The organism is Parasediminibacterium schistidii (genome assembly GCF_046546515.1).
Taxonomy (GTDB): Bacteria; Bacteroidota; Bacteroidia; order Chitinophagales; family Chitinophagaceae; genus Parasediminibacterium.
Genome location: NZ_JBKHKJ010000001.1, coordinates 333,718 through 358,808, shown reverse-complemented (window position 1 = coordinate 358,808; position 25,091 = coordinate 333,718). Strand labels below are relative to the sequence as shown.

Annotated in this window: 20 protein-coding genes; 10 read left to right on the top strand and 10 right to left on the bottom strand. The window is 39.4% G+C overall.

What is annotated here, in order from left to right:
* The first annotated feature begins 878 nt into the window (after positions 1-878).
* The 3 genes from ACHFIY_RS01305 (at position 879) to ACHFIY_RS01295 (ending at position 6,050) form a co-directional block, all read left to right on the top strand.
* Positions 879-2,498: an ATP-binding protein gene (locus ACHFIY_RS01305; RefSeq protein ID WP_410844230.1), complete on the top strand. Its 1,620-nt coding sequence runs from the start codon at positions 879-881 to the stop codon at positions 2,496-2,498.
* A 103-nt stretch (positions 2,499-2,601) separates the two neighbouring features.
* A complete protein-coding gene (locus ACHFIY_RS01300) occupies positions 2,602-3,048 on the top strand; it encodes a response regulator (protein ID WP_410844229.1) in 447 nt (148 codons plus the stop codon).
* Positions 3,045-6,050, top strand: coding sequence for a PAS domain S-box protein (locus ACHFIY_RS01295; RefSeq protein WP_410844228.1), 3,006 nt, complete (start codon positions 3,045-3,047; stop codon positions 6,048-6,050). Before ACHFIY_RS01300 ends, ACHFIY_RS01295 begins: the two co-directional genes overlap by 4 nt.
* A 105-nt stretch (positions 6,051-6,155) precedes the next feature.
* Here ACHFIY_RS01295 and ACHFIY_RS01290 read toward each other — a convergent pair whose 3' ends face one another.
* From ACHFIY_RS01290 to ACHFIY_RS01260, 7 genes are all read right to left on the bottom strand, one after another.
* On the bottom strand, positions 6,156-6,566 hold the full coding sequence (locus ACHFIY_RS01290; RefSeq protein WP_410844227.1) for a putative toxin-antitoxin system toxin component, PIN family: 411 nt from the start codon (positions 6,564-6,566) through the stop codon (positions 6,156-6,158).
* On the bottom strand, positions 6,559-6,786 hold the full coding sequence (locus tag ACHFIY_RS01285; RefSeq protein ID WP_410844226.1) for a hypothetical protein: 228 nt from the start codon (positions 6,784-6,786) through the stop codon (positions 6,559-6,561). Before ACHFIY_RS01285 ends, ACHFIY_RS01290 begins: the two co-directional genes overlap by 8 nt.
* 15 nt (positions 6,787-6,801) lie before the next feature.
* A complete protein-coding gene (locus ACHFIY_RS01280) occupies positions 6,802-6,951 on the bottom strand; it encodes a hypothetical protein (RefSeq protein WP_410844225.1) in 150 nt (49 codons plus the stop codon).
* A 66-nt stretch (positions 6,952-7,017) separates the two neighbouring features.
* Complete coding sequence (locus ACHFIY_RS01275) at positions 7,018-7,776, bottom strand: molybdopterin-dependent oxidoreductase (RefSeq protein WP_410844224.1); 759 nt, start codon at positions 7,774-7,776, stop codon at positions 7,018-7,020.
* Positions 7,777-8,125: 349 nt separating this feature from the next.
* Complete coding sequence (locus ACHFIY_RS01270) at positions 8,126-8,782, bottom strand: cytochrome b/b6 domain-containing protein (RefSeq protein WP_410844223.1); 657 nt, start codon at positions 8,780-8,782, stop codon at positions 8,126-8,128.
* 35 nt (positions 8,783-8,817) lie between these two features.
* The gene (locus ACHFIY_RS01265; RefSeq protein ID WP_410844222.1) at positions 8,818-10,083 is read right to left on the bottom strand and encodes an NAD(P)/FAD-dependent oxidoreductase; all 1,266 of its coding nucleotides are present in this window, start codon (positions 10,081-10,083) and stop codon (positions 8,818-8,820) included.
* Positions 10,084-10,400: 317 nt separating this feature from the next.
* Entirely contained in the window at positions 10,401-10,754 is a 354-nt protein-coding gene (locus tag ACHFIY_RS01260; protein ID WP_410844221.1) for a hypothetical protein, read from the bottom strand.
* Between the two features lie 219 nt (positions 10,755-10,973).
* Between ACHFIY_RS01260 and ACHFIY_RS01255 the strand changes: the two genes are divergently transcribed.
* Positions 10,974-12,395: a tetratricopeptide repeat protein gene (locus tag ACHFIY_RS01255; protein WP_410844220.1), complete on the top strand. Its 1,422-nt coding sequence runs from the start codon at positions 10,974-10,976 to the stop codon at positions 12,393-12,395.
* A 40-nt stretch (positions 12,396-12,435) separates the two neighbouring features.
* Here the strand turns inward: ACHFIY_RS01255 and dinB are convergent, their stop codons facing one another.
* Positions 12,436-13,599, bottom strand: coding sequence for a DNA polymerase IV (gene dinB, locus ACHFIY_RS01250; RefSeq protein ID WP_410844219.1), 1,164 nt, complete (start codon positions 13,597-13,599; stop codon positions 12,436-12,438).
* Between the two features lie 1,306 nt (positions 13,600-14,905).
* Positions 14,906-15,751, bottom strand: a complete 846-nt coding sequence (locus tag ACHFIY_RS01245) for a Rid family hydrolase (protein WP_410844218.1) — start codon at positions 15,749-15,751, stop codon at positions 14,906-14,908.
* 98 nt (positions 15,752-15,849) lie between these two features.
* Between ACHFIY_RS01245 and ACHFIY_RS01240 the strand changes: the two genes are divergently transcribed.
* The 6 genes from ACHFIY_RS01240 to ACHFIY_RS01215 all read left to right on the top strand — a co-directional run bounded on the left by ACHFIY_RS01240 (position 15,850) and on the right by ACHFIY_RS01215 (position 21,348).
* Complete coding sequence (locus ACHFIY_RS01240; protein ID WP_489685632.1) at positions 15,850-16,725, top strand: LysR substrate-binding domain-containing protein; 876 nt, start codon at positions 15,850-15,852, stop codon at positions 16,723-16,725.
* Positions 16,726-17,074: 349 nt separating this feature from the next.
* On the top strand, positions 17,075-17,554 hold the full coding sequence (locus ACHFIY_RS01235; protein WP_410844216.1) for a hypothetical protein: 480 nt from the start codon (positions 17,075-17,077) through the stop codon (positions 17,552-17,554).
* A gap of 2 nt (positions 17,555-17,556) precedes the next feature.
* Positions 17,557-18,024, top strand: a complete 468-nt coding sequence (locus ACHFIY_RS01230) for a hypothetical protein (protein ID WP_410844215.1) — start codon at positions 17,557-17,559, stop codon at positions 18,022-18,024.
* A 245-nt stretch (positions 18,025-18,269) separates the two neighbouring features.
* Positions 18,270-18,677 carry a hypothetical protein gene (locus ACHFIY_RS01225; RefSeq protein WP_410844214.1) on the top strand — a complete coding sequence of 136 codons (408 nt, stop codon included), beginning with the start codon at positions 18,270-18,272 and terminating at the stop codon, positions 18,675-18,677.
* Between the two features lie 243 nt (positions 18,678-18,920).
* Positions 18,921-20,909 carry a DNA topoisomerase (ATP-hydrolyzing) subunit B gene (gene gyrB / locus ACHFIY_RS01220; RefSeq protein ID WP_410844213.1) on the top strand — a complete coding sequence of 663 codons (1,989 nt, stop codon included), beginning with the start codon at positions 18,921-18,923 and terminating at the stop codon, positions 20,907-20,909.
* Between the two features lie 232 nt (positions 20,910-21,141).
* Entirely contained in the window at positions 21,142-21,348 is a 207-nt protein-coding gene (locus tag ACHFIY_RS01215; protein WP_410844212.1) for a hypothetical protein, read from the top strand.
* 204 nt (positions 21,349-21,552) lie between these two features.
* Here the strand turns inward: ACHFIY_RS01215 and ACHFIY_RS01210 are convergent, their stop codons facing one another.
* Entirely contained in the window at positions 21,553-24,411 is a 2,859-nt protein-coding gene (locus ACHFIY_RS01210; protein WP_410844211.1) for a hypothetical protein, read from the bottom strand.
* Positions 24,412-25,091 lie beyond the last annotated feature (680 nt).

Sequence of the window (25,091 nt, the reverse complement as noted above, 5' to 3'; positions counted from 1 at the left end):
CGGGACAAGTTAGCCAAAAGAAAAGGTAACAGGAACAGGGCAAGAGAACTATATGTGTATATTTTTAATAATATCAATTTCTCCTAGTGTTATATTAAAATAGTTTCAGCTTTGCCATTTTTGTGGGGTTTTTTACGCTGGTTCTTTTTTCAAAAATCGTTGCCAACCTTGTAAGTCATTGATTATCAACAAAAACATCGAATTTTTGTGCGTGATTTGTGCTTATTTTGTGCTTATTTTTTGATTAATTTGTGCGTATTTTATGCCTGGTTTATGCTCATTTTGTGCTTGATTTGTGCTTATTTTACCGCCATAAATAAAAGGCCAAAATTTGGGACTACAACTATCTTAATATTAGTAAAAAAAGAACTACGATTAGGATGCCAAGACACTAGTTTTGTAAGTAGTTTGTATCAAGTGCATATGTAATACAAAGATAAGGTTTTTATAGATTGGGGGATATCAGGACAAAGCGAAAAAGTTTTATGCACCCGCATAAAACAGCGCAACCGCATCAAAATTTAATCTGCGCCTAATTGCCTATTTTATTCAAAAATGCCTCTTTTCAGTCCTTTTACCTCATAGCCGGCGGGCTTCGTCTGCCTCTCCCCCAGCCCCTCTCCTAAAGGAGTAGGGTAGCTATCACCACTCTATTTTATCCTTTGAAAAAAATATACTGCGCATTTTTTTCAATTTTGGCTGTGCCAAAACCGGATAAAATAAGGTGGCTTATGCAGGACTGGTGTCAAACTCGAAGATTCGAGCAAAAAGAATTTTGATGCGTTTATCCTCCCGCATAAAAAGTATTATACTTTATCACACACATTAAAGCTATCTTCACTGAAACGACGCTTAATAAGCGGAAGGAAAAACTACGAATGGACAATGAGCGTGAATGTGGGTTAGGTGGGTACACCAATACACAAACGGACAGGAACGAAATGTACCAGCGCATATTTGACTTACTGATAGAAGGTGTACAAATCCATGATTTTAACTGGAAATACCTGTATGTAAACGACACATTGGTAAAGAATGGCAAGTGGACGAGTAAAGAATTGCTTGGGCATACCCTACAAGAAAAATACCCAGCCATAGCGCAAACGATGCTGTTTAAGGCCATGCAAGCCTGCATGACCGAAAGAGTGCCGCAGCAATTGGAATGCGAAAGCCCCTATACCCAATCGCCTGAAAAATGGTACTCATTTAGCATTAAACCCATTCCTGAAGGTATTGTTGTTTTGTCAGTAGATATTTCTGCACAAAAGCTAACTGGGGGCGAAAAATTAGCTGCGCTGCAACTGGCTTATAATGAACTTTCCTTTTTATATGAGGAAAAGAAAAAAAAGACAGCAGCATTAATTATTGACAATAAGGAATTTGTTTCTCAATACGAGAAAACATTAAAAGAAGTTTCTTATTACAAGTATGCACTGGACGAGTCTTCCATACTGGCCATAACCGACCAAAAAGGGATTATTACCCATGCCAACCAAAACTTCTGCAATATTTCAAAATACACCGTTGCCGAATTGATTGGGAAAGACCACCGCATCATCAATTCTGGCTATCACTCAAAGCAGTTCATAAGCAACTTATGGGCTACCATCTCGCAAGGGCAAATATGGAGGGGCGAATTAAAGAACAAAGCCAAGGATGGCACTATTTACTGGGTAGATACCACCATTGTCCCTTTTTTGAATGAGGATGGCAAGCCTTACCAATATGTAGCCATCCGGGCTGACATCACGGCAAGGAAACAGGCAGAGGAAGAAATAAGCATACTAAATGAGAGCTTAGAAAAACGGGTAAAGGAACGGACGGAAGACTTGGAATCTTTTTCCTACTCGGTATCGCACGATTTGCGGTCGCCCCTGAGGGCCGTGAACGGCTATGCCCGGATGATTGAAGAAGACTATGCCCCGTTATTTGAGGCAGAAGGTAGGCGGCTGCTGAAAGAAGTGCAGCACAACGCCAAAAAAATGGGGATACTCATTGATGATTTGCTTTCTTTTTCTCGGTTGGGCAGGAAAGAAGTAAAAAAAGCAATGATTAATATGGATGACTTAACGAAAGCTGCCCTTGCTGAAATAGACCAAACAATTACCCACCATGCCTCCATACAGTTCAAGGATCTGCTACCTGTAAAAGCAGATTACACTTTACTAGAGCATGTAATGATCAACCTGCTTTCAAATGCCATTAAATACTCCTCAAAAAAAGAACAACCCATCATTGAAATTACCTCCAAAAAAGATAACGGGCAAATAGTTTATGCAGTGAAGGATAATGGCGTGGGGTTTGATATGAAGTATGCTAATAAATTGTTTGGCGTGTTCCAGCGGTTGCATTCCACAGAAGAATTTGCAGGAACAGGGGTTGGCCTAGCAATTGTGCAGCGGGTTATACAAAAACACGAAGGCAAAATATGGGCAACCGGAAAAGTGGGCGAAGGGGCTACCTTCTTTTTTAGCTTGCCAGATAGTGAAGGTATATAAAAGGTTTTTTGCCGAAAGCGAGACCTCACCCCAACCCCTCTCCAAAGGAGAGGGGCAAAACGAAGACCTTTTGCCCCCAATCATTTTAGCTTAAACACTTGCCATGAATACGAGTACAGAAGTAGAAATACTATTGGTAGAAGACAACATGAACGATGCCGAACTAACCAAGCGGGCTTTATCGAAAAACAAAATTCTCAATACGCTCATACACCTGAAAGACGGTGCCAGCGCTATTGATTTCTTGTTTGGCAAAGGTGAGTTTGAAGGACGGGACATAAGCCACAAACCCAAAGTAATACTGCTTGATTTAAAAATGCCCAAAGTAGATGGGTTAGAAGTACTTAAAGTAATAAAATCAGACCCGCTCACCAAAAATATACCTGTGGTAGTACTTACCTCTTCCAAAGAAAACCCAGATATAGAAAAATCGTATGAGTTGGGCGCAAATAGCTACATAGTAAAGCCTGTTGACTTCGATGGGTTTATGAAAGCGGTTTCCGAAGTGGGCCTATACTGGCTGCTGCACAATCAATACCCTATTAAATGAAAAACATACATACGCTTGCCATAAAAATACTCCACCTGGAAGATACCCCTTTCGATGCCGAATTGGTAGATCGATCTTTGAGGCAAGGAGGGATACTGTTTGAAAAACGAGTAGTTGCTAATAAAGCAGATTTTGAAAATGCCCTGAGCAATTTCTTGCCCGACATTATTTTATCTGATCACAACCTGCCCCATTTCGATTCTGTTGAAGCACTCGAAATAGTACAACAACGAAGTGAGAAAACCCCTTTTATCCTTATAACGGGAGCCATGTCAGAAGAGTTTGCTGTATCTGTAATGAAAAAAGGAGCTTATGACTATATTTTGAAAGGAAAGTTGCAGCGGTTGTCCACCAGCGTGCTGAACGCAATGGAAAAAAAGCTGGCGGAAAAAGAACGGAAAAGATTCCTGGACATTACCATACAAAATGAAAAGCATTTCCGTGCATTGATCGAAAATACAACCGACATGATTACCCTCTCCTCGCCAGCTGGGGAAATACTATATATAAGACCTTCCATTAAAAAAGTATTTGGTTATACGTTGGAAGATTTCCCTAAAGCCTTAACCGCCAATTTTATCCATCCTGATGATATTGTAGCGTATTTGCAAAAAAGGGACAATATTTTGCAAAACCCGGGTGCATCTACCAATAACCAACAGCGGCTGCTGCACAATAATGGCAATTGGGTTTGGTACGACGTAACCATTACCAACATGCTGCTGGACCCAAGCGTAAATGCGCTGGTTGCCAATTTCAGGGATATATCCGATAAAAAAATAGCCGAGGAAAAACATGAATTTGACCGTAATAATTTGTACGCATTAATCAACAATACCAACGATTTAATGTGGAGTGTGGACAGAAATTTTAACCTGATTACTTGTAATGATCGGTTTAGCGAAATGATAAGCCTAAATTCGGGCATCCCCATTGAAGAAACCTGTGCTGAGCTTCCAAAAAAAATAGTAAAGGAACAGCTGGCCAAGTTTACAAAATATTATGACCGTGCTTTTGCCGGGGAAAACTTCAATGCTATTGAATATACTGCCCTGCCGGTTGAGGCTTGGGCTGAAATTTCGTTTTACCCTATCCGTGTAGGGGATAGCATAGTTGGGGCTGCTTGCCATTCACACGATATTACGGATAGGAAAAAAAGAGATAATTTGCTTAAAAAGAGCGAGTCCTTTAACCGGGGTGTTCTCAATTCGCTCAGTTCGCATATTGCCTTGGTTGATAACACAGGGAAAATATTAACTGTAAACGAAACTTGGAAAAACTTTGCATTAGACAATGGCGGCACACAGATAGAAACAGGCGAAGGCAGCAATTATTTTAAAGTATGCTTCAATGCTGCCCAATCTGGAGATACAATAGCTGCCGAAGTAATGGAAGGGATGAAGGATGTATTGGCAGATAAAAGCCCCGCTTTCTATCTGGAATACCCCTGCCATTCCCCCGACATGAAACGTTGGTTTGGCATGAGGGTAATTAAGTTTGACAGCGAAGAGTCGCTTGTGGTAGTGTCGCACCAAGATATTTCGGAAAGAAAGCTAGCGGAAGAAAACCTTTTTCAAAGCGAGGCGGGTTTAAGGATGGCGCAAGCCATTGCCCTTATGGGCAGTTGGGAGATAGACATGATCAGCCATAAGCATATTTGGTCTGAAGGGATGTACAATATGTTTGGGCTTGACAATAAATTGAAAGGGTCGATAACATTGTTTTACTCCATCATACACCCCGATGATGTGGCTTTTGCAACCGCTAATGTGGAAAAATCTTTTGTTACCCTGCAAGGTTCAACTTTTGATTTCCGCTTTTTTGGGAAAGATGGCGGTATAAGATACTGTACCACAGAATACCGTTTCGATTTTGACAACAATGGCAACCCTATCCGCCTCTATGGCATTGTGCAGGACATAACAGAACGGAAGCTAGCCGAAGAAACCATGCTGCTCACCCAATTTGCATTAGATAATACAGGTGATGGTGTTTTTTGGATGACACCAGAGGCAACTATTTTTAATGCAAATGAAGCGGCTTGTGCTATGCTGGGCTATACAAAAGAGGAAATGCTACAACTTACTGTCCCTGATATAGTACCCAACTATGATATTGTACAATGGCAAGCACATTTTGAGGAGCTTAAGAACGAAGGTTCGCTTTTTTTTGAAATAATGCAGCAAACAAAAGACGGCAGGCTGATACCAGTGGAAATAAGGGCCAATTACATTAAACATGGCGACAAGGAGTTTAACTGTGCCTTTACACGGGATATTACCGAACGAAAAAATGCAGCACTAATACAGGAAAAAACAATCAAAGACATCATTAGCCGCAATAAAGACCTAGAACAGTTTTCATATATTGTTTCGCACAACCTCCGCTCACCCGTATCTAATATCATTGGCATTACCAATGCCTTGTTATCTAACCAGATGGCTCCAGAAAAAGAAACGAAAATGAGGGGGTTCTTGGCAGAATCAGCAGAAAAACTTGACGAAGTAATTAAAGATTTAAACCTTGTACTTCAAGTAAGGGGAGATGCATTTGAGGCAAAAGAACCCGTAGTATTTAAAAGGTTATTGGAAGAGGTAATTTTTAGTATTGGCAGTATTATAGAAAAAGAAGAAATAAGGGTAATAGGTGATTTTGCCAAGGTTGATGCCATTGAAACAATAAAAAGTTACCTGCACAGTATTTTTTTCAACCTTATATCTAATAGTATTAAATACAGGCAGCCCAATACTGGGCTGGTAATAGCCATCACCAGCAATAAAATTGGCAACAAAACAAGCCTAACCTTTAAAGACAATGGGCTAGGCATAGACATGGAAAAACAAGGCCAGCATGTTTTTGGCCTATACAAACGCTTCCATTCGCATACCGAAGGCAGGGGCATGGGGCTGTATATGGTAAAAACACAGGTAGAAAAGCTAGGCGGCACCATTGCCATGCAAAGCGAGGTAAACAAGGGTACAGAAATTACGATTGAGTTTTAAAATGTGCTATTGATGTGTGGTAGTTAGTAATAAAAAGAATTGGGAAATTTCATTGATATGTGGGGCGGGGTGCGCTTCGCTAACATCTGGCCCAGCGTGTAGCTATTAGGATTTTTTGAGAAAATCATCGGCATTAATCACAGGAATGCCACGAAATGGGTTTAAAACAAGCAAGTCATTATCCCCAGTTATGATGCAAGCGGCATCACATGCAACAGCCAATTCTAAAAACATATTGTCCTTTGGATCCCGGCAATCATTAATTGTTTCAGTTATATTGAAAATAACAGCATTTTTAACTAGTAACCTCAACGCTGCTTTCCTTTTAGTTTCTGTAAGGTATTTATCCAGTTTCTTCCTGTAAAGTACTTCCGTATATTCTGCTAAGATGCTAGCAGAAAGTGCAATCCTACCTATTCTTAAGGCTTTATCAAATGCCAGCGCTGTGTTTGAATTCTCAAAAAGGTTAGCACTAATGAAACAATTGGTGTCCACAACAACAAATCTTTTATTCATCGTTCAGTATCTTGTCTAATTCTGCTTGGGTTAATCCTTTCTGTTTCATTTCCAATCTCAATTGCTTCAAAAAAGCCAAGTATTCCTGTGTAGAATCGCCAATAAACTCTTTTGCAAGTGCCATATTTATTTTATTGCCAAAAGCTTTCCTTTTGGTATCTGTAGATTGCTGCCATGCTTTTGCAAGGTTATCATCCACCTCAATTACTATCCTTTCCATACATGAATCAATTTATCAGTTTATTTTTTTGTAGCAGCTTGTTGCTGCTTTTGTTTTTGCTGCCACAACATCTTCCATTGTTTCTATAAATTTCCTTGCATCACTTTCGCTAAGTTTCAATTGAGCCCTAGCGAAGTCATAAATTTTTATATTACTTGTTCCCATTACTTTTTATTTACACGATTAAACCAAAGTTAATAAAAACATTAGGGAATAAACAAAATATAACCCCTAATGCCCCGTATAATAATCATACCCTTTCTCTGCCCAGTAATCCCTTGGCTTTGTATTGGCAAAAGAAATAGTGCCTATCCGTTTTATATGCTTCACGCCATATTTCACAGGGATAATCAACCGAAGCGGATAGCCTTGGTTCATGGGCAGCGAAGCCCCATTCATTTCGTAACTGAGGATGGTTTGGGGCTGTAGCATACTCTTCATGTCTATGCCCACATAATATTTGCTATCGGGGGTTACCATTCCTACATACTGCATGGCCTGCTCTGGGGCAAGCTGGTATTTTTTCATGAAATCGCTAAACCGAACGCCGCCCCAGTGGGTTACTTGGTTCCAGCCTTCTATACATTTAAAATCAAAAATAATATCCTGTTTGGGCAGTTTCTTTAGTTCGTCTAGGGTAATCAGCAGCGTATCGCCTTTGCTTTTAATGACATGCAATTTCCATTTGGCAGCATCAAAAGTACTGTCCGCCAAGCCTAGGTCGCCGTTTACACGGGGCGTTTTAGAAGCAGCGGATACTGGGTATTCCTTTGCCAACTTGTCTTTGCTAAATAATTTGCTAAACAGGCTTTCATTCACTTCCAAACCCTTGCGCAGCGGGGCTTTTGCGCCATCCACATTTGGCTGGTGCTGAAGCCATGCCCAACTAGCATAAGCCACGCCAATCATTACAAAAAACACTACAAAGGCAATCAACGACCTACGTTTATACTGCCTTGCATTTTTATCATCAACAATTATTTCTTTCATGGTTTAATTTTATATTTAAAATAGCCACAAAGGCACTAAAACTCAAAGGGGCACAAAGAAGAAAAGGCATTTCAAAACTTCGCTGATTGCATTACCCTTAAATAGCTAAAGCCATCCCCTAACCCCTCCGAGGAGGGGAACGTTTTGCCACCTAACCCTTAACCCTTTAAGATTACCGCCCTGTTCTTCGCTTAGTTCTTCGCGTTCCCCTCCTCGAAGGGGGTTAGGGGGTGGGTCTTTCAAAATCACTTATTGAAGAGCCTTCTAAATAAAAAAAAGCGAAGTTTTGAAATGCACCCATAATGGGAAGCCTATTTCTACAACATTACTTTCTGCCTATGGCAAAAAATCATTTTTCAACTATTTCAAAACCGGCTACCATAGCCCTGAAATTGTTCCACCCGGCCAGTATCACTTGCACAATATGTATAAAGAAAAAAAGCACATAGCCCACCGTTAATACAAAATGCTCCACCCTTGCAGCCGCATAACCCCCACAAACTGCCGTAACCCAGCTTAGCTGCACAGGCTTGTAAATAGCCAATCCCGTAAGGATGCTGCCAAACCCCATCACGATAATCATGGAATAAGCAATACGTTGTGCAGCATTGTATTTAGCCTGGGGTGGTTTTACCTTGCTCAGGTGAAAATCGTATAGTACTACTTGTATGCTTTCCTTAAAACTATGCCTATTAGGCAACAGATACCGCCACTCGCCAGAAAAAATAGTGTACAGCACATATAGCAGCCCATTAATAAAAAACAACCACATGAACACAAAATGGTAAGCCATGCCCTCGGCTAGCCGGTGGGGGATATTAAAAAATTTGTAAAATCCATTTGGGAAAAACATGAGCAACTGCTTGTTGCCAATTTTTACTTCATACACATCGTTTGCCCAATAAATCAACATCCCGCTCCATATCATAATGGTGAGCACGGGAAAATTAATCCAGTGCATCCACCGGATGGCCAAGAGGTGCTTGAAGATTATTTTCTTAGGCATTATTTTCGTTTTTCAGCAAGTTATATAAATTTGGATTATGCCACTGCTTTCTTCTTCCCATCCACCAAAATCAACCGCAACGATGAATCCTTAGTTATGTATGCCCAAGCCCAGTTTATGAAAATAATCAGCTTGTTTTTTACGCTTAGTATCAGCATCAAATGTAGGAACATCCATATCAACCAAGCAAAATAGCCTTTAAACTGCACGAACGGCAAGTCAACCACGGCTTTGTTGGTGCCAATGGTAGCCATGGAGCCTAAATCACGGTATTCAAATTCCTTGGTGGTTTTGCCAGTGTTTATCTTGGCAAGGTTTTTTGCAAGGTTCTTTGCTTGGTTAATAGCCACGTTTGCCAATTGAGGGTGGCCCTTGGGGTATTTGGGCGTTTCCATCAGGGCAATATCGCCAATGGCAAAAATGTTCTCGCTGCCAATTAATTTGTTTAGCCTGTCAACCTTGCAACGGTTGTTGGGTGCGTAAACAATGGCGGGTAAACCTGCTATCGTATTAGGCGTAACGCCTGCTGCCCATATAACCGTTTTGGTCTTGATGGTATTGCCGTTTTTCAGTTCCAGTACATGGCCGTTGTAGTCTTTCACCACCGTTTCTGTAAGGATATGCACGCCCATTTTGGTCAAATATGCCCTTGATGCCGCTTTGGCTACATCGCTCATATTGTTCAGCGTGTTTTTGCTGCCTTCTACAAGGGTAATTTTAAAGGTAGAAAAATCAATGCCGGGGTAATCTTTCGGTAATATATTCTTTTTTATTTCTGCAAAAGAGCCACAAAGCTCCACACCAGTAGGGCCTGCACCCACAATTACTAAATTGAGCAATGCTTCTTTTTCCTCCTCATTGGCAGAAATAATACGCTCGAATATTTGCAAAATATGGTTGCGGACGGTAATGGATTCGTAAGTGGTTTTTAGCGTAAATGCATTGCTGGCAATATTGGCATTGCCAAAAAAATTCGTTTTGCAGCCCATGGCCAAAACAAGGTAATCATAATGGAAATCTCCAATGGAAGTAGTAATGCTATTATTTATAGAATCTACACTTACTACTTCGGTAAGCCTTATCTGTACGTTCTTTTTATTATTGAAAATATTGCGGAGGGGAAAGGAAATACTGGAAGGTTCTATTTGCGAGGTGGCTACTTGGTAAAACAATGGCTGGAACTGGTGGTGGTTTAGCTTGTCTATCAGCAATACATCAAACAAATCCTCGTCTAAGTTCCTTACTAGCTGTATGCCTGCAAAACCCCCGCCCACTACAATAACCTTTTTTTTAGTTGCCATCTTGTTTTAATTTGGTTCAAAAGTAACAACAAGCATATAGATAGATTGTTTACTTTGGTGCAAATGGCAAGAATGAAGCAATACAGACATACAATTGGGCAAATACTACATTCAGCCAGAAAAGTGTAAAACTTATTACATTAACATATAAACTATATAAGTTAGACAAAGAGAAGATAGAAAGAATGGGGACTGTGAAACTTTAGAATTGGGTTACAGGCACATGAAAGTAAATGTAGGAAATTGTTTTTTGGTAATGTACCTGAGTACAAAAAGCTTTTATTTTTAAAATCTAAAACACAAATTTTAAAATAATACTAAAAAGTAGGAGCAAAAGGTGTCTTGAATTTTGGCACTTTTATCTTGTACTTATATGGCATGATAAAAGTGGTGTTGCCACGCTCATAGCGCATCATGGAGTTAATTTCTGTGATGCCAGCGGGATTAGTTTCTTGCCTTAAAATATCAGAATATTTGTAACGAAGGCTACTTTTGAGCATGCTTAAAGAAAAAGTATGATGAAAGCTATTTAAGTTTCTTAATGAGAATTTGGAATTCTTCAATTTGTCGTCGCTAATGCCAGTAAAGCTAATAGACGCAAAAGCAATATTCATCCCTAGCACAAAAAGCAGGGCAATCGATAATTTTTTTATTTGCTTTTGACAATTCATCGATACAAATGTAAGGGAGTTTCTTAATTAAATGCCAAAGTTTTTCGGTAAAAAGCAATTTTTTCGGCATAATCATTGTTTTAACATTAAAAAGGGAGCATTTTTATTTATTTTTTGGATGAGGAAACTATCCTTTATCAACACACGTTAATAAAAGAAACAAAATATATTTGGCTTATATATTGCTTTTTACCCTACATTTAATAAACCTATTGAAATATGATGAGGGAACATTCTTACGACGAGGGCAAAGAAGAATTAAAAGAACTACTAAGGCAATACGGCAACCTGAAAGTTGGGCGGAGCCATTCCTTTATTGAGGAAGACGATTTTGATCGTATCATAGATTATTATGATGAAAAAGACGACTTGGCAGAAGCCCTCCTTGCTGCCGAGACGGGGCTGGAACAGTTCCCATATTCCAGCCAGTTAATGATACGCAAAGCAGACCTATTGCTTGCTACCCGCAACTATGATGTAGCCCTTACTGTTTTAGAAATTGCGGAGCTGTACGACAATGCAAATATTGACCTAGTTATATTAAAAACAGATGCCTTCCTTGCATTAGGGCAGCAACACAAAGCTGTGGAGCTATTAGAAAAAGCCTTGCTAAGGTTTGATGGGGAAGATAGGCTGGAGCTTCTATTTGAACTTACGGATGTATATGACGATTATGAGGAGTTTGACAAGGTATTCGATTGCCTAAAATTGATTTTGGAAGAAGAACCCAACAGCGAGGAAGCATTGTACAAGATTTGTTTCTGGACAGATTTCACTGGCCGCAACGAGGAAAGCATCAAGCTGCACCAAGGCATAATAGACGAATTTCCTTATAATGAAATTGCTTGGTTCAACCTTGCTGCCGCTTACCAAGGGTTGAAATTGTACGAGAAGGCAATAGATGCCTATCAATATGCCATTGTAATAGAAGAAAAATTCGACTACGCCTACCGCAACATGGGCGATGCCTACTTGCGCCTGCGGCAATATAAAGAAGCCATCGAGGCATTGGAAAAAGTGCTAGAGCTGAGCCGACCAGAAGATGTAATTTTTGAAGCAATAGGCCATTGCTACCACAGGATGGGCAACTACCTAAAAGCAAGGTCTAACTATAAAAAGGCAGCTCACCTAAACCCAGACGACAGCAGGCTGCAATATAAAGTGGCAGTAACCTACATGCTGGAAAAACAATGGCAGCCCGCTGCCAGGCACTTGGGAAATGCCATGCACATACACCGCAATATTCCCGAGTATAGCCTAGCCATGGGGGAATGTATGCTGAGGCTGAAAAAGATAAAGGAGGCATTGCAATATTTTGGCAACGTGGTGCGTACCCGCCCCAAGAAAACGGCAGGCTGGGAAGCATTGATACGCTGCCTGCTAGAAGCTGGCTATTTTGAAGAAGCCTGCGATCAGTGCCTGCTGGCCATGGAAAAAACGGTAAACAAGCCTGTTTTCACCTTTTATTATAGTGCAGCGCTTTTTTTGGCGGGCAAACAAAAAGAAGCCTTGCTTCAGCTAGAGGCAGGCATGGAAAAAGCACCAAAGTTCTTAAAAAGATTTTTGGACGTAAATGCTTCTGTATTGCAAAACCCACAAGTGGTAGATGTATTGGCACGGTACAAGAAAAGTAGGAAATAGTGAGTGGCAACTGCTAAGTTAATCTTTTTGAACTTAGGTGCTAAATGCTACCCTTCTTCACCACCCTTGCCTTCTGCAAAGCCGTTTTCCCATATTTATTCTTTACATCATCTATTGCCTTGTATAGGTTCAGTTTCTTTTCAGGGTTATCAAACAAACTGCCCTGCAAGGCGTGATTGGTCAGTTCGCTAAGGCGCACCCCAAGCAGGCGTACAGGCTTGCCCTTGCGGTATAATTGGTGGAATAGGCTGATGGCAGCGGGAATCAATTCATCGTCGCTAAAGGTGAAATTGATGGTTGTTTGCCGGGAGGTAGTTTCAAAATCTGGGTAGCGTATTTTAATGGCTATGCAGCCTGTGAGTTTTTGGTCTTGCCGCAGTTCATAACCAACTCTTTCTGTCATGCGCACCAGTTCACGCAACAAGAATTCCATATCTGCCGAATTCTCCTGAAAAGTATTCTCGGTAGAAATAGATTTTGCTTCGTGGTAACTATGTACTGTACCATGGTGCATGCCTTGCGCCTTGGCATATAAATCAACGCCCCATTTGCCTAGTTTTTTCTCTAAGTCGTTGATGTTGAACTTCAAAATGTCCCCAATAAAAAAGATGCCCATTTCTTTCAGCGCATTATGGGTATGCTCACCTACCCCCGAAAATTTATTTACAGGCATTGGTGCCAGAAATGTCTGTTCCATGCCGGGTTGCACAAAGAGGTAGCCATTGGGTTTGGCCATATCGGTGGCTATTTTGGCAATCATTTTATTGGTAGCCAAGCCAAAAGAAATAGGCAATTGGGTTTTTTCAATAATTTCTTCCCGTAAGGCTATTGCCCATTGGTAGGGGTCGAAATATTTATCCATCCCCGTAAGGTCAATATAAAATTCATCGATGCTGGCTTTTTCAAACAATGGTGCTTTGGCGGCAATAATATCTGTTACCCAGCGGGAATAACGGCTGTATTCACCCCTTGTACCTCTGGCTAAAATGGCATGGGGGCATAGTTGCAGCGCCTTTTTCATGGGCATGGCACTGTGTACACCAAACTTCCTTGCTTCGTAGCTGCATGTGCTTACCACTCCTCTTTCCCTGCTGCCGCCAACAATCACCGCCTTGCCTTTGAGGCTAGGGTCGTTGAGTACCTCTACGCTTACGAAGAAGCTGTCAAGGTCCATGTGGGCAATATAGCGTTGTGGGGATTGCATGGGGTAAAGATAATTGATTAGTGGTCAGTGGTAAGTTGTCAGTGTTCAGTGGTAAGTGGTAAGTGTAGTAAGTAGTAAGTAGTAAGTAGTAAGTAGTAAGTGGTAAGTGGTAAGTAGTAAGTAGTAAGTAGTAAGTAGTAAGGCATAAGGCATAAGAAGTAAGTTAGTTATTTCAACCGTTAAAATGGGAAATTAGTGTATATATTTTTGTGATGTTTTTTAATAAAATAGTTTTAGAATTGACATATTTTGGGTTTCCTTTTGATTGATTTTTTGGTTTTCAAAAAAAGTAGACCTTTTTAATGTTAAGCCTTATTGTCTGTAATAGATTGATTATCAATTATATAGGGCTGAATTAGGATGAAAAATAGGCTTTTTTATGTATCTTCTTACGGGGATTGATGGTGATTTAATGGTGACTGAATGGTGATTTATGTTGGATCAATTTGGATTTTACTTTGATTGAGATTGATTTTAGGGTGAAAAATGTTGATGTTGTTTTGTGGAAAAATATACTATTTTAATATTGAACAAAATAATTATAAGTCTTGTTGGTAGTTTTCTGAATATGGAATTGCTACTTACTTAACTACTTTATTGAAGGTAAATTGTAGAACTGCTAATTCAAGACAAAATTATAACTATTTTGTTGATTTCTGAAATTGGGGTCATGAAATTTTTTCGCTTTTTATCTGTAAGATTTGGCAACTTTTGGAAAGTTACCAAATCGAGTTGTCGAATGGAAATAGTAGTTGAGCGGAAATTTGAATGCCTACAGAATAGTTGATTCTAAGTCTGAACCTGAATTTATGGGATTGGTTGGATTTGCTGGATGATTGTATTGTCTGCTTAAGTTGAAAAGAAATTAGGGGTAAGGAGTACTTTTAAAGTAGCTAATAGCGCCATTAATAGTCATGAAAAACTATGTTTGGGAGCTTTTTTTGGGTGATTTTAGCTGTTTAGTGGGGTGGTTTTTTGGGGTGTTTTGAATGATTTTTTGGTTTTATTGTTTGATTGTCCACATGGGCACGAAAAATAGGAGAGGGGTAAATATTAAAAACTACCCAGCCTTCGGCTACCCCTTAGCTACTGGGATGAAGCAGAATGTCTGCCAACACAACAACATAGTGGAGAGACTGTGCCGAGTAGACCAAGTGACCTGATTTGCAGAACATTTGTGCGAGTGGGGCTTATTGGTATTGATTGCTTATTGTATCGTTTTTGTTGCTACAAGCTACAAAGTAGGACTGCAAGTTTACAAGACTTGCAGAGCGGGGAAGATCTGTCAATCAAAGGATGTTTCCAGCTATTTTTTATTTTCCTGCAATTGCTTTTCAAAGCCATATCTGTCAATCTGAATCCAATACTCTACTATTTTATTATTTTCAAGGCGGTAAATTGCACTGGCTATTTCATTTATTGGTTTACCTGTTGGGGCATAACCGTCTATATCGGCTAAATGTTTGCCTTTTTGTATCCACCTTGCATATACTTTGTCGCCTTCTGCAAGTAGTTCGGTAATCTCAAAACTAAAATTACCATACATTTTAAGAAACTCTTTTACATGGTAGGTATAATTTTCTGGTGTGCGTTTTACTGTTGTCTGTTCCTCAACGTTAACTTGGTGTGCAAGCACTGTGTCTGCCATAAATAATTTTGCCTCTGCGGGTGCTTTACCTGTGCGTACAGTTTCTAAAAACTTTTTAATCGTTTCTTTATTTATCTCTGATTGTTTTTTTACAATTTTTGCAGTAGCTGAAATTTCAATATTGGCTTTTGCTGGCAAGTCAGCAACGGCTATACAAACCCTGGCAGGTAAAATGCCAGTGAAATAAGTTGTATATATCTTATTGGTGAGTGGATAATTATCCATATTTTTTAGATAAATTGTTACATTAACTAAATCTGCAAATGTTGCCCCTTCGTTGCTAAGCAATAAACTAATATTCTTCATTACTTGATTTGTTTCGGCTTCAAAACTGTTATTTACCAATTTGCCCGTAGTATTATCAATGCCAACTTGCCCCGATATAAATAGGAAATCATTTGCCAAAACCGATTTGCTAAAAGGAAGTTCTGTGTCAAAATTTTTATGCTGTGCCATAGTACTAATTGAATTGATTAATAGATAAGTGAATAAAATTGTTTTCATATTTTAATATTGAGTTTAATGAAATACAAAGTAAGAAAGTAAATTGTAATACCACAAATGCTATTTTTGTCAATTAGTAATACTTAAAAGGTATAATTATGGACTTGCGGCACTTGAATTATTTTTTGGTTTTGGCAGAAGAATTGCATTTTGGCAGAGCTGCTGAAAGATTGCATATTTCGCAACCGCCTTTGAGCAGAATGATACAGCAAATTGAAAGCGATTTGGGTGTATTGCTTTTTGAGCGTACAAAACGAAGTGTGATACTTACTTCTGCTGGGTTATTATTATTGCAAGATGCTAAGCAAATGATTTTGCAAATGGAAGCGGTAAAGAAGCGTTTATTGATTCATGGAAAAGGTGAAACTGGAACCATAAAGATTGGCTATGTTGGTGCTGTAATGCACACTGAACTTCCCATGTTGTTATCAACATTCACTAAAAACTTCCCACACATTCATTTACAGTTTGAGGAACAACCTAATAACACATTGCTTCATGGGCTAAACAACGGGACATTGGATGTTGCTTTTGTTAGAACATGGCTGCACCCCGAAAACTTACAAGAAGAACTAATATTGAATGAGGCTTTTGTAGCGGTGGTGCCTTTAAAACATCATCTAGCAGAAAAAAAGAAAATAGCGATGAAGGAATTGATCAATGAAAACTTTATCACTTTTACAAGGGAGTGCGGCCCCACTATTTTTGACAGTTTTTTAGTTTTATGCTCTAATGCTGGGTTTACACCGCATATTTTGCACCATGCTTCTCAATTAAATTCTGTTTTACGGTTAGTAGAAAGCGGATTTGGTATTTCTTTACTGCCCCAAAATACACAATCGGGTTACAATTTGAAATTGAAATTCATTCCTATAGATAATGTTAAGGAAACAGTACCGCTAATAATGCTGTCAAGAAAAGAAAACGCTAACCCTTCTTTGGTGCGTTTACAAAATCATCTGATTCAAAAGTAGAGTAGGTGTTGTTAATATTTGAAGTCATGCACAGTATCGGCTTAATAGCTAGGCTTGCCTTATGTGAGCAGGTATTTGCTATTTGGCTGAAAATACTAGTGGTTCAGCTGAGATCTGAACAAGTGACCTGCTTTGCAGAACATTTTCGCGAGTTGGGCTTATTGGGATTGATTACTTGATATTGTGTTTTTGTTGCTAGAAGAAATAAAATATGACTGCAATGCTACAAGCCTTGCAGAGTGGGGTTCCAAATCAACACTATGATATTTTTAAAATGTGTGAATGATGTAACGTTTTTAAAAAATCCTGTAACAATTGCAGGTTATTAGCAACTTAAATTTACACTCCCATGGAAAATAATTTTAACAATAATCATTTTTTATTTTGGCAAAAGTGGCTTTTCTATAGTAGTGTACTTTTTGCCTTCTACGGTATTGTTTTTGCCTTGTATGGAAATAATTTATTATTCATTCCATACAATAAAATGCTTGCCATGATTTTTTGGAACAGCCCTCAATTTCCCTCTGGGGCTGAACGCTTTCGTGCTTTTATTTATGGCCCTTTGGGCGGAACAATCACCTGCTGTTATATTTTATTGGCCTTTATTGCCCGTTACCCTTTCAAGGAGAAGCAACGATGGTCAAGAAATGCTATTGTGGTTGCATTCAGCGTTTGGGTGATTATTGATTCTTCTATATGCGTGTATTTTGGCGTATACCCTCAGATATATCTAATCAATGCTTTTTCCATAACTATAAAAGCTCTTCCAATAATTTTTACTTGGAAATATTTTAGTAACCCAATGAAAAGTGAAGTAATTATTGAATAGAAATGAATACTCAGGAATTTAAAAAAGTTTTATCTATGGGCATTCTTGCCACATCGGCAATGACTATCTTTAGTTATTTAGTTTCGGAATTAATGAGCGAGAATTTTCGGGAACCTGAAATTATGGCTATCTTTATTAAAGACCTTTTACCAACTGCTAAACAATGTGCACCATACTTCGCATGGTGTCTGCATTATATTATTGGATTTAGTTTTGTTATAATCTATATGAAATTATGGGATAATAATAAATTAAAACCAAACTTGCAGTCGGGAATGTTCCTTGGGGCAATAACTGGAATATTTGGTATAATCGGATGGTATATTACGCTTAAAATCTATCATAACCCATTAAATACTAATATAAAGGATTTCTTTATTCTTTTATTTTTCGCTCATATCGTTTTTGGAATATTTGCAATGATAGGGTATGCTTTACCAAAAAAACGAACTGATCAGATAGAAAGCTAATGCCAAAATTACTTGCTAAAACCCGGCTGCATCACATAAAATCTACTACTAACTTGAGCAGGCCTCCTGTCCTGTTCTTAGCCTTTCCCTGCTTTCAAAAAGATAAACTTGGTACATACTCGTTTAATGTTGCTAGTTAAATGAAGTATAGGTTCAGGTCAAAGACCATTTGCCAGTTGCTGATAGTGCTGGTAGAGCTACCTAGATGATAAATAGAATAGATAGATTTGTATAAAAAAACATCAATGAAAAAGAATTTGGTTCTATTTGTCTTTATAATTACTGCATCCTATTCTTTTTCTGTTAAATTTAATAATTGCAGTAGATACAGAACAGGTAATTTCTATTACCATAGTCATTCTATATATAATACAGGCAGCTATTTATCTAATAGAAATGACTCTATAGAAACCGAGTTTGATATGACTACTAAAATAGCTACTAGGTTTTATATTAAATGGATTGATAGCTGTACTTACGAGACTAGGCTTTTGGATGATATGCCAAATGTGCCAGATTCTATTTCCAAACGATTAAAAGAAACCTTAGTGTGTACAACAACCATACTTGAAGGTACTAAAGAGTATTACTTATTTGTAGGTACAACTAATTTATGGCCTGATATAACAAAGGATACTATTTGGGTTAGATAGAATCCAATTGTTTCAAAGCTTTACTCGTGTCTATGATCTCTAGAAGTTCAATTGGGTGATATGTTAATATAACCACCTTCATGTACAACGATTTTAACCATGGAAATCTTTCTTTACCCTCTTCCTCTACTTGCCTATCACCTCCCTATCTCATTGTGGAAATCATGTGGTTAAAATACGCTGAAAAACCTGTAAATACAGTATCTTTGACCGCTTTTATAAAAGAAGTAACCAACAAAAAATATGAGTGAAGATTTGAAGGCACAAGAAGCCAGCAATGCTGCCCAGGAAAAAAATTATGGAGCAGACAGTATCCAGGTTTTAGAAGGGTTGGAAGCTGTGCGTAAAAGGCCGGCCATGTATATTGGCGATATTGGCGTAAAAGGCTTGCACCACTTGGTTTATGAGGTGGTAGATAACTCTATAGATGAGGCATTGGCGGGCTATTGCAAAAATATTTACGTTACCATACATGAAGACAACAGCATAACCGTGATGGACGATGGCCGTGGCATACCCACGGGCATCAACACCAAGGAGCAAAAAAGTGCATTGGAAATTGTAATGACAGTGTTGCACGCAGGTGGAAAGTTCGATAAAAACACCTACAAGGTTTCTGGTGGTTTGCATGGTGTGGGCGTAAGTTGCGTGAATGCACTAAGTACCACTTTGCACGCCAAGGTAGAAAGGGAAGGCAAAATATTTGAGCAAGAATACCATTGCGGTGTTCCAGCTTACCCGGTTCGTGAAATAGGCGTTAGTGAAAGGACGGGTACAACAGTCCGTTTCTGGCCCGATGCTAGCATTTTTCAGGAAACAATTTATAAAAAAGAAATACTGGAAGGGCGTTTGCGTGAATTGTCTTACCTCAACAGGCGAATCAGCATTACCCTTACAGACGAAAGGGAGAAAAACGAAGATGGTAGCAACTACTCCATTTTCTTTTACAGCGAAGGCGGCATAGTAGAATTTGTGGAAATGCTGGACAGGAACGCCAACCGCACTTCGTTGATAGCTAAAACATTAAGCGTTGATGGGCATGACGAAGCAAGCAATGTAGCAGTAGAAGTAGCCCTTACTTACAACAACGACTTTAAGGAGCATATATTTAGTTATGTAAACAATATCAATACCATAGAAGGCGGCACGCACGTTACTGGCTTTAGGAGGGCATTGACAAGGGTTTTCAAAAGCTATGGCGACAAGGAAGGGATGTTTGAACGTGCCAAGGTAGAAGTAGAAGGGGATGATTTCAGGGAAGGCCTAAGCGCCATCATTTCCGTAAAAGTGCCAGAACCGCAGTTTGAAGGCCAAACCAAAACCAAGCTCGGCAATAGCGATGTAAGCGGCGTGGTAGAAACCACCGTGGCCAAAGTGCTGCAAGCCTATTTGGAAGAAAATCCGAAAGAAGCAAAGAACGTAATTAACAAAGTAATATTGGCAGCCCAGGCACGTATGGCTGCTAAAAAAGCGCGTGAGTTGGTACAGCGCAAAACGGTGTTGAGTGGCGGCGGCCTGCCAGGCAAGCTGGCCGATTGCAGCGAGAGAGACCCTAAAAGGTGCGAGCTGTACTTGGTGGAAGGGGACTCGGCTGGTGGTACTGCCAAGCAAGGCAGGGACAGGAGCTACCAAGCTATTTTGCCATTGAGGGGTAAAATCCTGAACGTGGAAAAAGCCATGGAGCATAAGATTTATGAGAACGAGGAAATCAGGAACATGTACACTGCCCTTGGGGTAACCGTGGGAATAGTGGACGATGCCAAAGCATTAAACATTACCAAACTCCGCTACCACAAGCTGGTAATAATGACCGATGCCGACGTGGATGGCAGCCACATTGCCACGCTTATACTTACTTTTATATTTAGGTATATGAAAGAATTGGTAGAGCAAGGTTATGTATATATAGCGCAACCACCTTTGTACCTAGTAAAAAAAGGAAAAGAACAAGCTTATGCTTATAATGAAGAGCAACGCAAGGCGTTGGTTGAGAAAATAGGCGGCGGCAAAGACGATAGCGTGGGCATACAGCGTTACAAAGGCTTGGGTGAAATGAACGCAGAGCAATTGTGGGAAACCACCATGGATCCTGCCCGCAGGACATTGAAAAGGGTAACCATTGAAAGCGCAGCAGAGGCAGATCGTGTATTCAGTATGCTGATGGGCGACGATGTTGCACCCCGCAGGGACTTTATAGAAACCCATGCAAAATACGCACGGATAGATGTTTAGGGGAATTTTAAATTTTGAATTTTAAGTTTTGAATGGAAAAATCTATCGCTCGAAACCACAATTGAGGCACACATTTTGAAAGTTGTTTTTATATCATAAAATGATGTGAATTAATTTTTTTCCACACTTTTATTAGTTTTAAAAATATTATAGTAGTTTGTGCTTTATAAACTTTTTTTTAAACCTTGCCTTATTGAATATTTATTAATACTAAGGCATTAAATCAAATACAATGGACACAAGTAAAATGATTAAAGCATATTGCTTAAAGACAAAAGAGAAGAATGTGCCAATGCAAGATGCAGTGATTACAAAAACTGCAAAAGGTGGTTATATGGCCGGTGGTCATGATGGAAAAGGCAATAAAATGGCCGCAATCTTGGGCGAAGCCAAAGCATTGCAAGCAATAGCCGATGGCGTGGCTACCAAAGGGTTTTAATACTATCTTTTTTGTTTTTGAATAAAAAAAGCTACCGTTACAAACGGTAGCTTTTTTTGTGGGGTAAGAAGTGCTTTATAACTTTTTGTTAAGCTTAATAACTAGTGCAGGAGTTCTAATTGCAAGTGAAATATTTTAGGGTGTATTTCAAATCTTCGCTTTATAATAAGTGTGCGTGAGGGCATACATTTTAAACCCAATGTACTACCACCTACCCTTAGGCACAAATTGAAAATAAGTTTGGGCATAGCCACATTGGTTTTGTGCCATTAGGTTTAGCTCTACCAGCTGGTTGGCACCGAAAAACTGGTAACAATTGGTTTGTGCATCTTTGGTTATTACCCGTGCTGGGGGGCCATTTAACACATAAGGGTCTGCCCATAATATTGCAGCCGAACCTACAAAACGCATATTGCTATAAACAGTATCGGATGTTCTTGGGCTATAGACTGGGATATTTCTTTTTTTGTCCATGATAGGTGGGTTCATGGGGCCAGAGCTTTTAAAAGCAATGCTGTTGATAGGTATAATTTTAGGGAGGCCGCAATAAACAGATTTCGAAACGGCAGAAGTACTTCCATTCCCCACTTTACATGCTTTGCTGATAACAGCGTGCAACGCTACATACCCGTCTTTTTTCTTGGTTATTTTTACTTTATTTACTCCTTGGGGTATTATGGTTGCTGCACCATCTTCAAAACCTGTTACTGACCATTTAACGGTTGACCCACGGGGCAAACCTGGAATGATAAAATTAGCTTCTTTGCAAAACAACGTATCGCCTAGTATATAATAATTGTTGGCACAGTCTCCATTGTACGGGCAATTTAACAAATTAGGCTTGTTTTCCATTTCATTGTACAGCCATTCGGCATTCCTTGCCGTGAATGTAGCATGTACGTTATTGGTTGTGCCGCGTGAATTATTGGTTTCCTGTGCTATAAATGTTTCGCTGGAGGAAGGGAAATGCTGGTTGATGCCATTTACATATTTCTCTGAGAATGTTGCTGCCGACATGGGGCTAACATCCAATGCACTGGCAGTGGGTATGTAGGTGAAAGATGCAGACGTGCCTTTTCTGTTGGGGTACGCATAACTGCTCAATACCTGAAACAAAGGGAACTCAGGGTTTAAATTGAAATTAGGTTGAGGCGTAGATATATACTCGTCTGGAAAAGCATGCAAATTAATAGTAGAGCCAGCTACGCCATCAATAGCCATGAAGTTTTTTGCTGCTATTACTACTGACACGTCATATAAATCCTTATTAATATTAATAAATCCAAATAATTTATACTGGTTGCGGGCGTGTATATGCGCAATTTTGGCTATTGTATCTTTTTTAGGTATAGAAAATGCTTCAATGTCGGTTAGCAAATAACTATTGGCGATGGGTGTGGAGAAGAACAATGTCTTGTTACCTTCTTTTCCCTTTCCATCCACTTGCTGGTTAATAAAAGCTGTACCAGGTGTAAACACAGCATTGCCACATTCATTGCCTAGGCTGGTGGCAATGAAACGGTAGGTGGGCTGCGAATCGGTAGGGCTAAATGTTACCATGCTTTTGTATGCGCCATCTAAAAAGCTGTTCTTGTTGTACTTCTGTGCGCCACTAGCACGGTAAACCAGCATTTGCACCATGGCAGGCGTTTTTAATATATTGATTGCTTCGTTGTACTCTGGGTAAATATCGTGCAGGTAATAGCCAAAAAAATTAATATTATCCATCATTTGTACCAAAAACTGTAGCCCAAGCGGCAAGTTCAGCCCATGATGTGGGCTATCGTGGGTTATCAGCAAACGGGTTTCTGTGTTTTCCTTGTTCTTGGTCATTTCGGCCAAACCGTACCTAGCACACAGGCCGCCCATACCCATGCCCATCACAATGTTTTCCTGCTTGGTTGTTGCTTTTTTGTCGGCTACTTTGTTCTGGTTTACACGCCTTATCACTTCTTCAATCAATTTTGCATTCATGGAAATATCGGCAGTGCCATCTTCAAAATCCACATAAACCATGTCATAAGCGGCTGCATCATTTATCCTGCCAAATAAATCGAACCCGGTTGGTTCTTTTAACAACTTAATGAAATCTTTAAAAGCATAATTGGGTTGTAGAAGCGGGGCAATACTGCTTGCATCAAAACCCTCCGCTATAATCAATGGCTTCCTCAACGTGCTATCGGTATTTTTACGGCTGTACTTTATATATACTTGCGCATTGTATGGCTGATGCGTAGTGGGGTTTGTGTAGCTAACATTGCCCCAAGCTGGTTTTATACCCTCCATTTGCAAATCAAGCCCACGCTGGCCATTCAGCACGGCTGCGGCTGTAGAAACATAAAACGAACTATAACATTGTAGTATGGTGCTATCGGTCATGATGGCTTTGATAGTCCATTTTGCCCTACCGGCTTTGTTGTAGTTTACAACCATGGGCACACCCAGCGTTATTGTCCTAAAACCCCTGCCATCGCCAAAATCGATGGCCATTACATATACATTCTTGCCCGATGTGTTCCAAAATGTGCTGGAATCGCACACGAAGGATACCCAGCTTGTTTTGCTGTACGCTTTGCTGGGGCAGCCTATAAATAAATCACGTATTTCGTATGGGCTTTCTTTTGATGCTTCAGCATCATGCACCTGCATTTTTACGCTGTCATATACCAGCAGTTTTTTACGGAAAGCATCTGCTTTTATTTTGCTGTAATTGCCAATTAAAATAGGCAGGGGGATGGGTAATGACTCATTTGTAACCCTAGCAAAGGCTTTATTTACATCCTTAATATCTGGCAAAGGGTTGTGCGATGTGCCACAATAGCTTGTTTGCAGTTGGAAATACAATGTACGCCAAAGGTTAATGTCTATTTTGTTGCTATCACTTAGCTTGCCATTAAAAGTACCCAAGGGAAAAATGGGGCAGCCATATTCCTGCAGGAAACCTCGTGGCACTTGCGTTTTATTTAAAGGGGCTAGTATATAATGTAGCATTTTTTGTGTAGTAGCCGTATCTGGAGGCGGGGTTATGCCAGCACTGCTGCCAGTTGAAAAAATGCTTGCCATGCAAATAAATAGTAAGATAATTTTGTTCCGTTGCGCCATAGTATAAAATATTAAGGTTGGTAAAAACCTTTGGTAGCCATACTTATTTCAATCCACAGTTATTTCTTATCGTGCCTAATTTTTTAAAGCATTGCAAGTGCATGGCTTAAAGTATCTACTACATGATGTTGCATTTATAATGCCAAATGCCCTATTTAATTTTTGGGAAAAGTGGGATAAATGTTATTTTGTGGCTTGCACATTAATTCAAGCATTGGTATAAGGTTTTTGTTAGCCTTTTTATGGATTGCGTTGGAATATACATTTAAAGTTACAAGCAGACGTATTGTTATTTTTTGTTTTATGGGGAATTTTATACCCGTTTTGTGGTTAATAAATAACCTCAACTAGCTCTTTGTAAAGATTAAATTATTCAATTGAGGCAACTTAAATATATTACCATACTAATTCTACTTTAACTCTCATAACGAAGTCAACTGCAAAATCCGGGTTTAACAAACTTTAGTGTTCCCCAGTAAGCTAAGTTTTTCGATAGCATTTGTCAATATCCGCTTGTCTTTTTCGATGCCTTTCTATCATAAGTATGAAGCCTTAATTAACTTATTGCTATTTCTTCCTCGCAAACTCATAATTTGCTATTGTATTTAATGAATTTCGGACAAATAATAGTAGTAAGATAA

Excerpts from the sequence above, each read along its gene's own strand:
- ACHFIY_RS01305 (WP_410844230.1), top strand. The coding sequence starts at position 879 with ATGGACAATGAGCGTGAATGTGGGTTAGGTGGGTACACCAATACACAA.
- ACHFIY_RS01300 (WP_410844229.1), top strand. The coding sequence starts at position 2,602 with ATGAATACGAGTACAGAAGTAGAAATACTATTGGTAGAAGACAACATG.
- ACHFIY_RS01295 (WP_410844228.1), top strand. The coding sequence starts at position 3,045 with ATGAAAAACATACATACGCTTGCCATAAAAATACTCCACCTGGAAGAT.
- ACHFIY_RS01290 (WP_410844227.1), bottom strand. The coding sequence starts at position 6,566 with ATGAATAAAAGATTTGTTGTTGTGGACACCAATTGTTTCATTAGTGCT.
- ACHFIY_RS01285 (WP_410844226.1), bottom strand. The coding sequence starts at position 6,786 with ATGGAAAGGATAGTAATTGAGGTGGATGATAACCTTGCAAAAGCATGG.
- ACHFIY_RS01280 (WP_410844225.1), bottom strand. The coding sequence starts at position 6,951 with ATGGGAACAAGTAATATAAAAATTTATGACTTCGCTAGGGCTCAATTG.
- ACHFIY_RS01275 (WP_410844224.1), bottom strand. The coding sequence starts at position 7,776 with ATGAAAGAAATAATTGTTGATGATAAAAATGCAAGGCAGTATAAACGT.
- ACHFIY_RS01270 (WP_410844223.1), bottom strand. The coding sequence starts at position 8,782 with ATGCCTAAGAAAATAATCTTCAAGCACCTCTTGGCCATCCGGTGGATG.
- ACHFIY_RS01265 (WP_410844222.1), bottom strand. The coding sequence starts at position 10,083 with ATGGCAACTAAAAAAAAGGTTATTGTAGTGGGCGGGGGTTTTGCAGGC.
- ACHFIY_RS01260 (WP_410844221.1), bottom strand. The coding sequence starts at position 10,754 with ATGAATTGTCAAAAGCAAATAAAAAAATTATCGATTGCCCTGCTTTTT.
- ACHFIY_RS01255 (WP_410844220.1), top strand. The coding sequence starts at position 10,974 with ATGATGAGGGAACATTCTTACGACGAGGGCAAAGAAGAATTAAAAGAA.
- dinB (WP_410844219.1), bottom strand. The coding sequence starts at position 13,599 with ATGCAATCCCCACAACGCTATATTGCCCACATGGACCTTGACAGCTTC.
- ACHFIY_RS01245 (WP_410844218.1), bottom strand. The coding sequence starts at position 15,751 with ATGAAAACAATTTTATTCACTTATCTATTAATCAATTCAATTAGTACT.
- ACHFIY_RS01240 (WP_489685632.1), top strand. The coding sequence starts at position 15,850 with ATGGACTTGCGGCACTTGAATTATTTTTTGGTTTTGGCAGAAGAATTG.
- ACHFIY_RS01235 (WP_410844216.1), top strand. The coding sequence starts at position 17,075 with ATGGAAAATAATTTTAACAATAATCATTTTTTATTTTGGCAAAAGTGG.
- ACHFIY_RS01230 (WP_410844215.1), top strand. The coding sequence starts at position 17,557 with ATGAATACTCAGGAATTTAAAAAAGTTTTATCTATGGGCATTCTTGCC.
- ACHFIY_RS01225 (WP_410844214.1), top strand. The coding sequence starts at position 18,270 with ATGAAAAAGAATTTGGTTCTATTTGTCTTTATAATTACTGCATCCTAT.
- gyrB (WP_410844213.1), top strand. The coding sequence starts at position 18,921 with ATGAGTGAAGATTTGAAGGCACAAGAAGCCAGCAATGCTGCCCAGGAA.
- ACHFIY_RS01215 (WP_410844212.1), top strand. The coding sequence starts at position 21,142 with ATGGACACAAGTAAAATGATTAAAGCATATTGCTTAAAGACAAAAGAG.
- ACHFIY_RS01210 (WP_410844211.1), bottom strand. The coding sequence starts at position 24,411 with ATGGCAAGCATTTTTTCAACTGGCAGCAGTGCTGGCATAACCCCGCCT.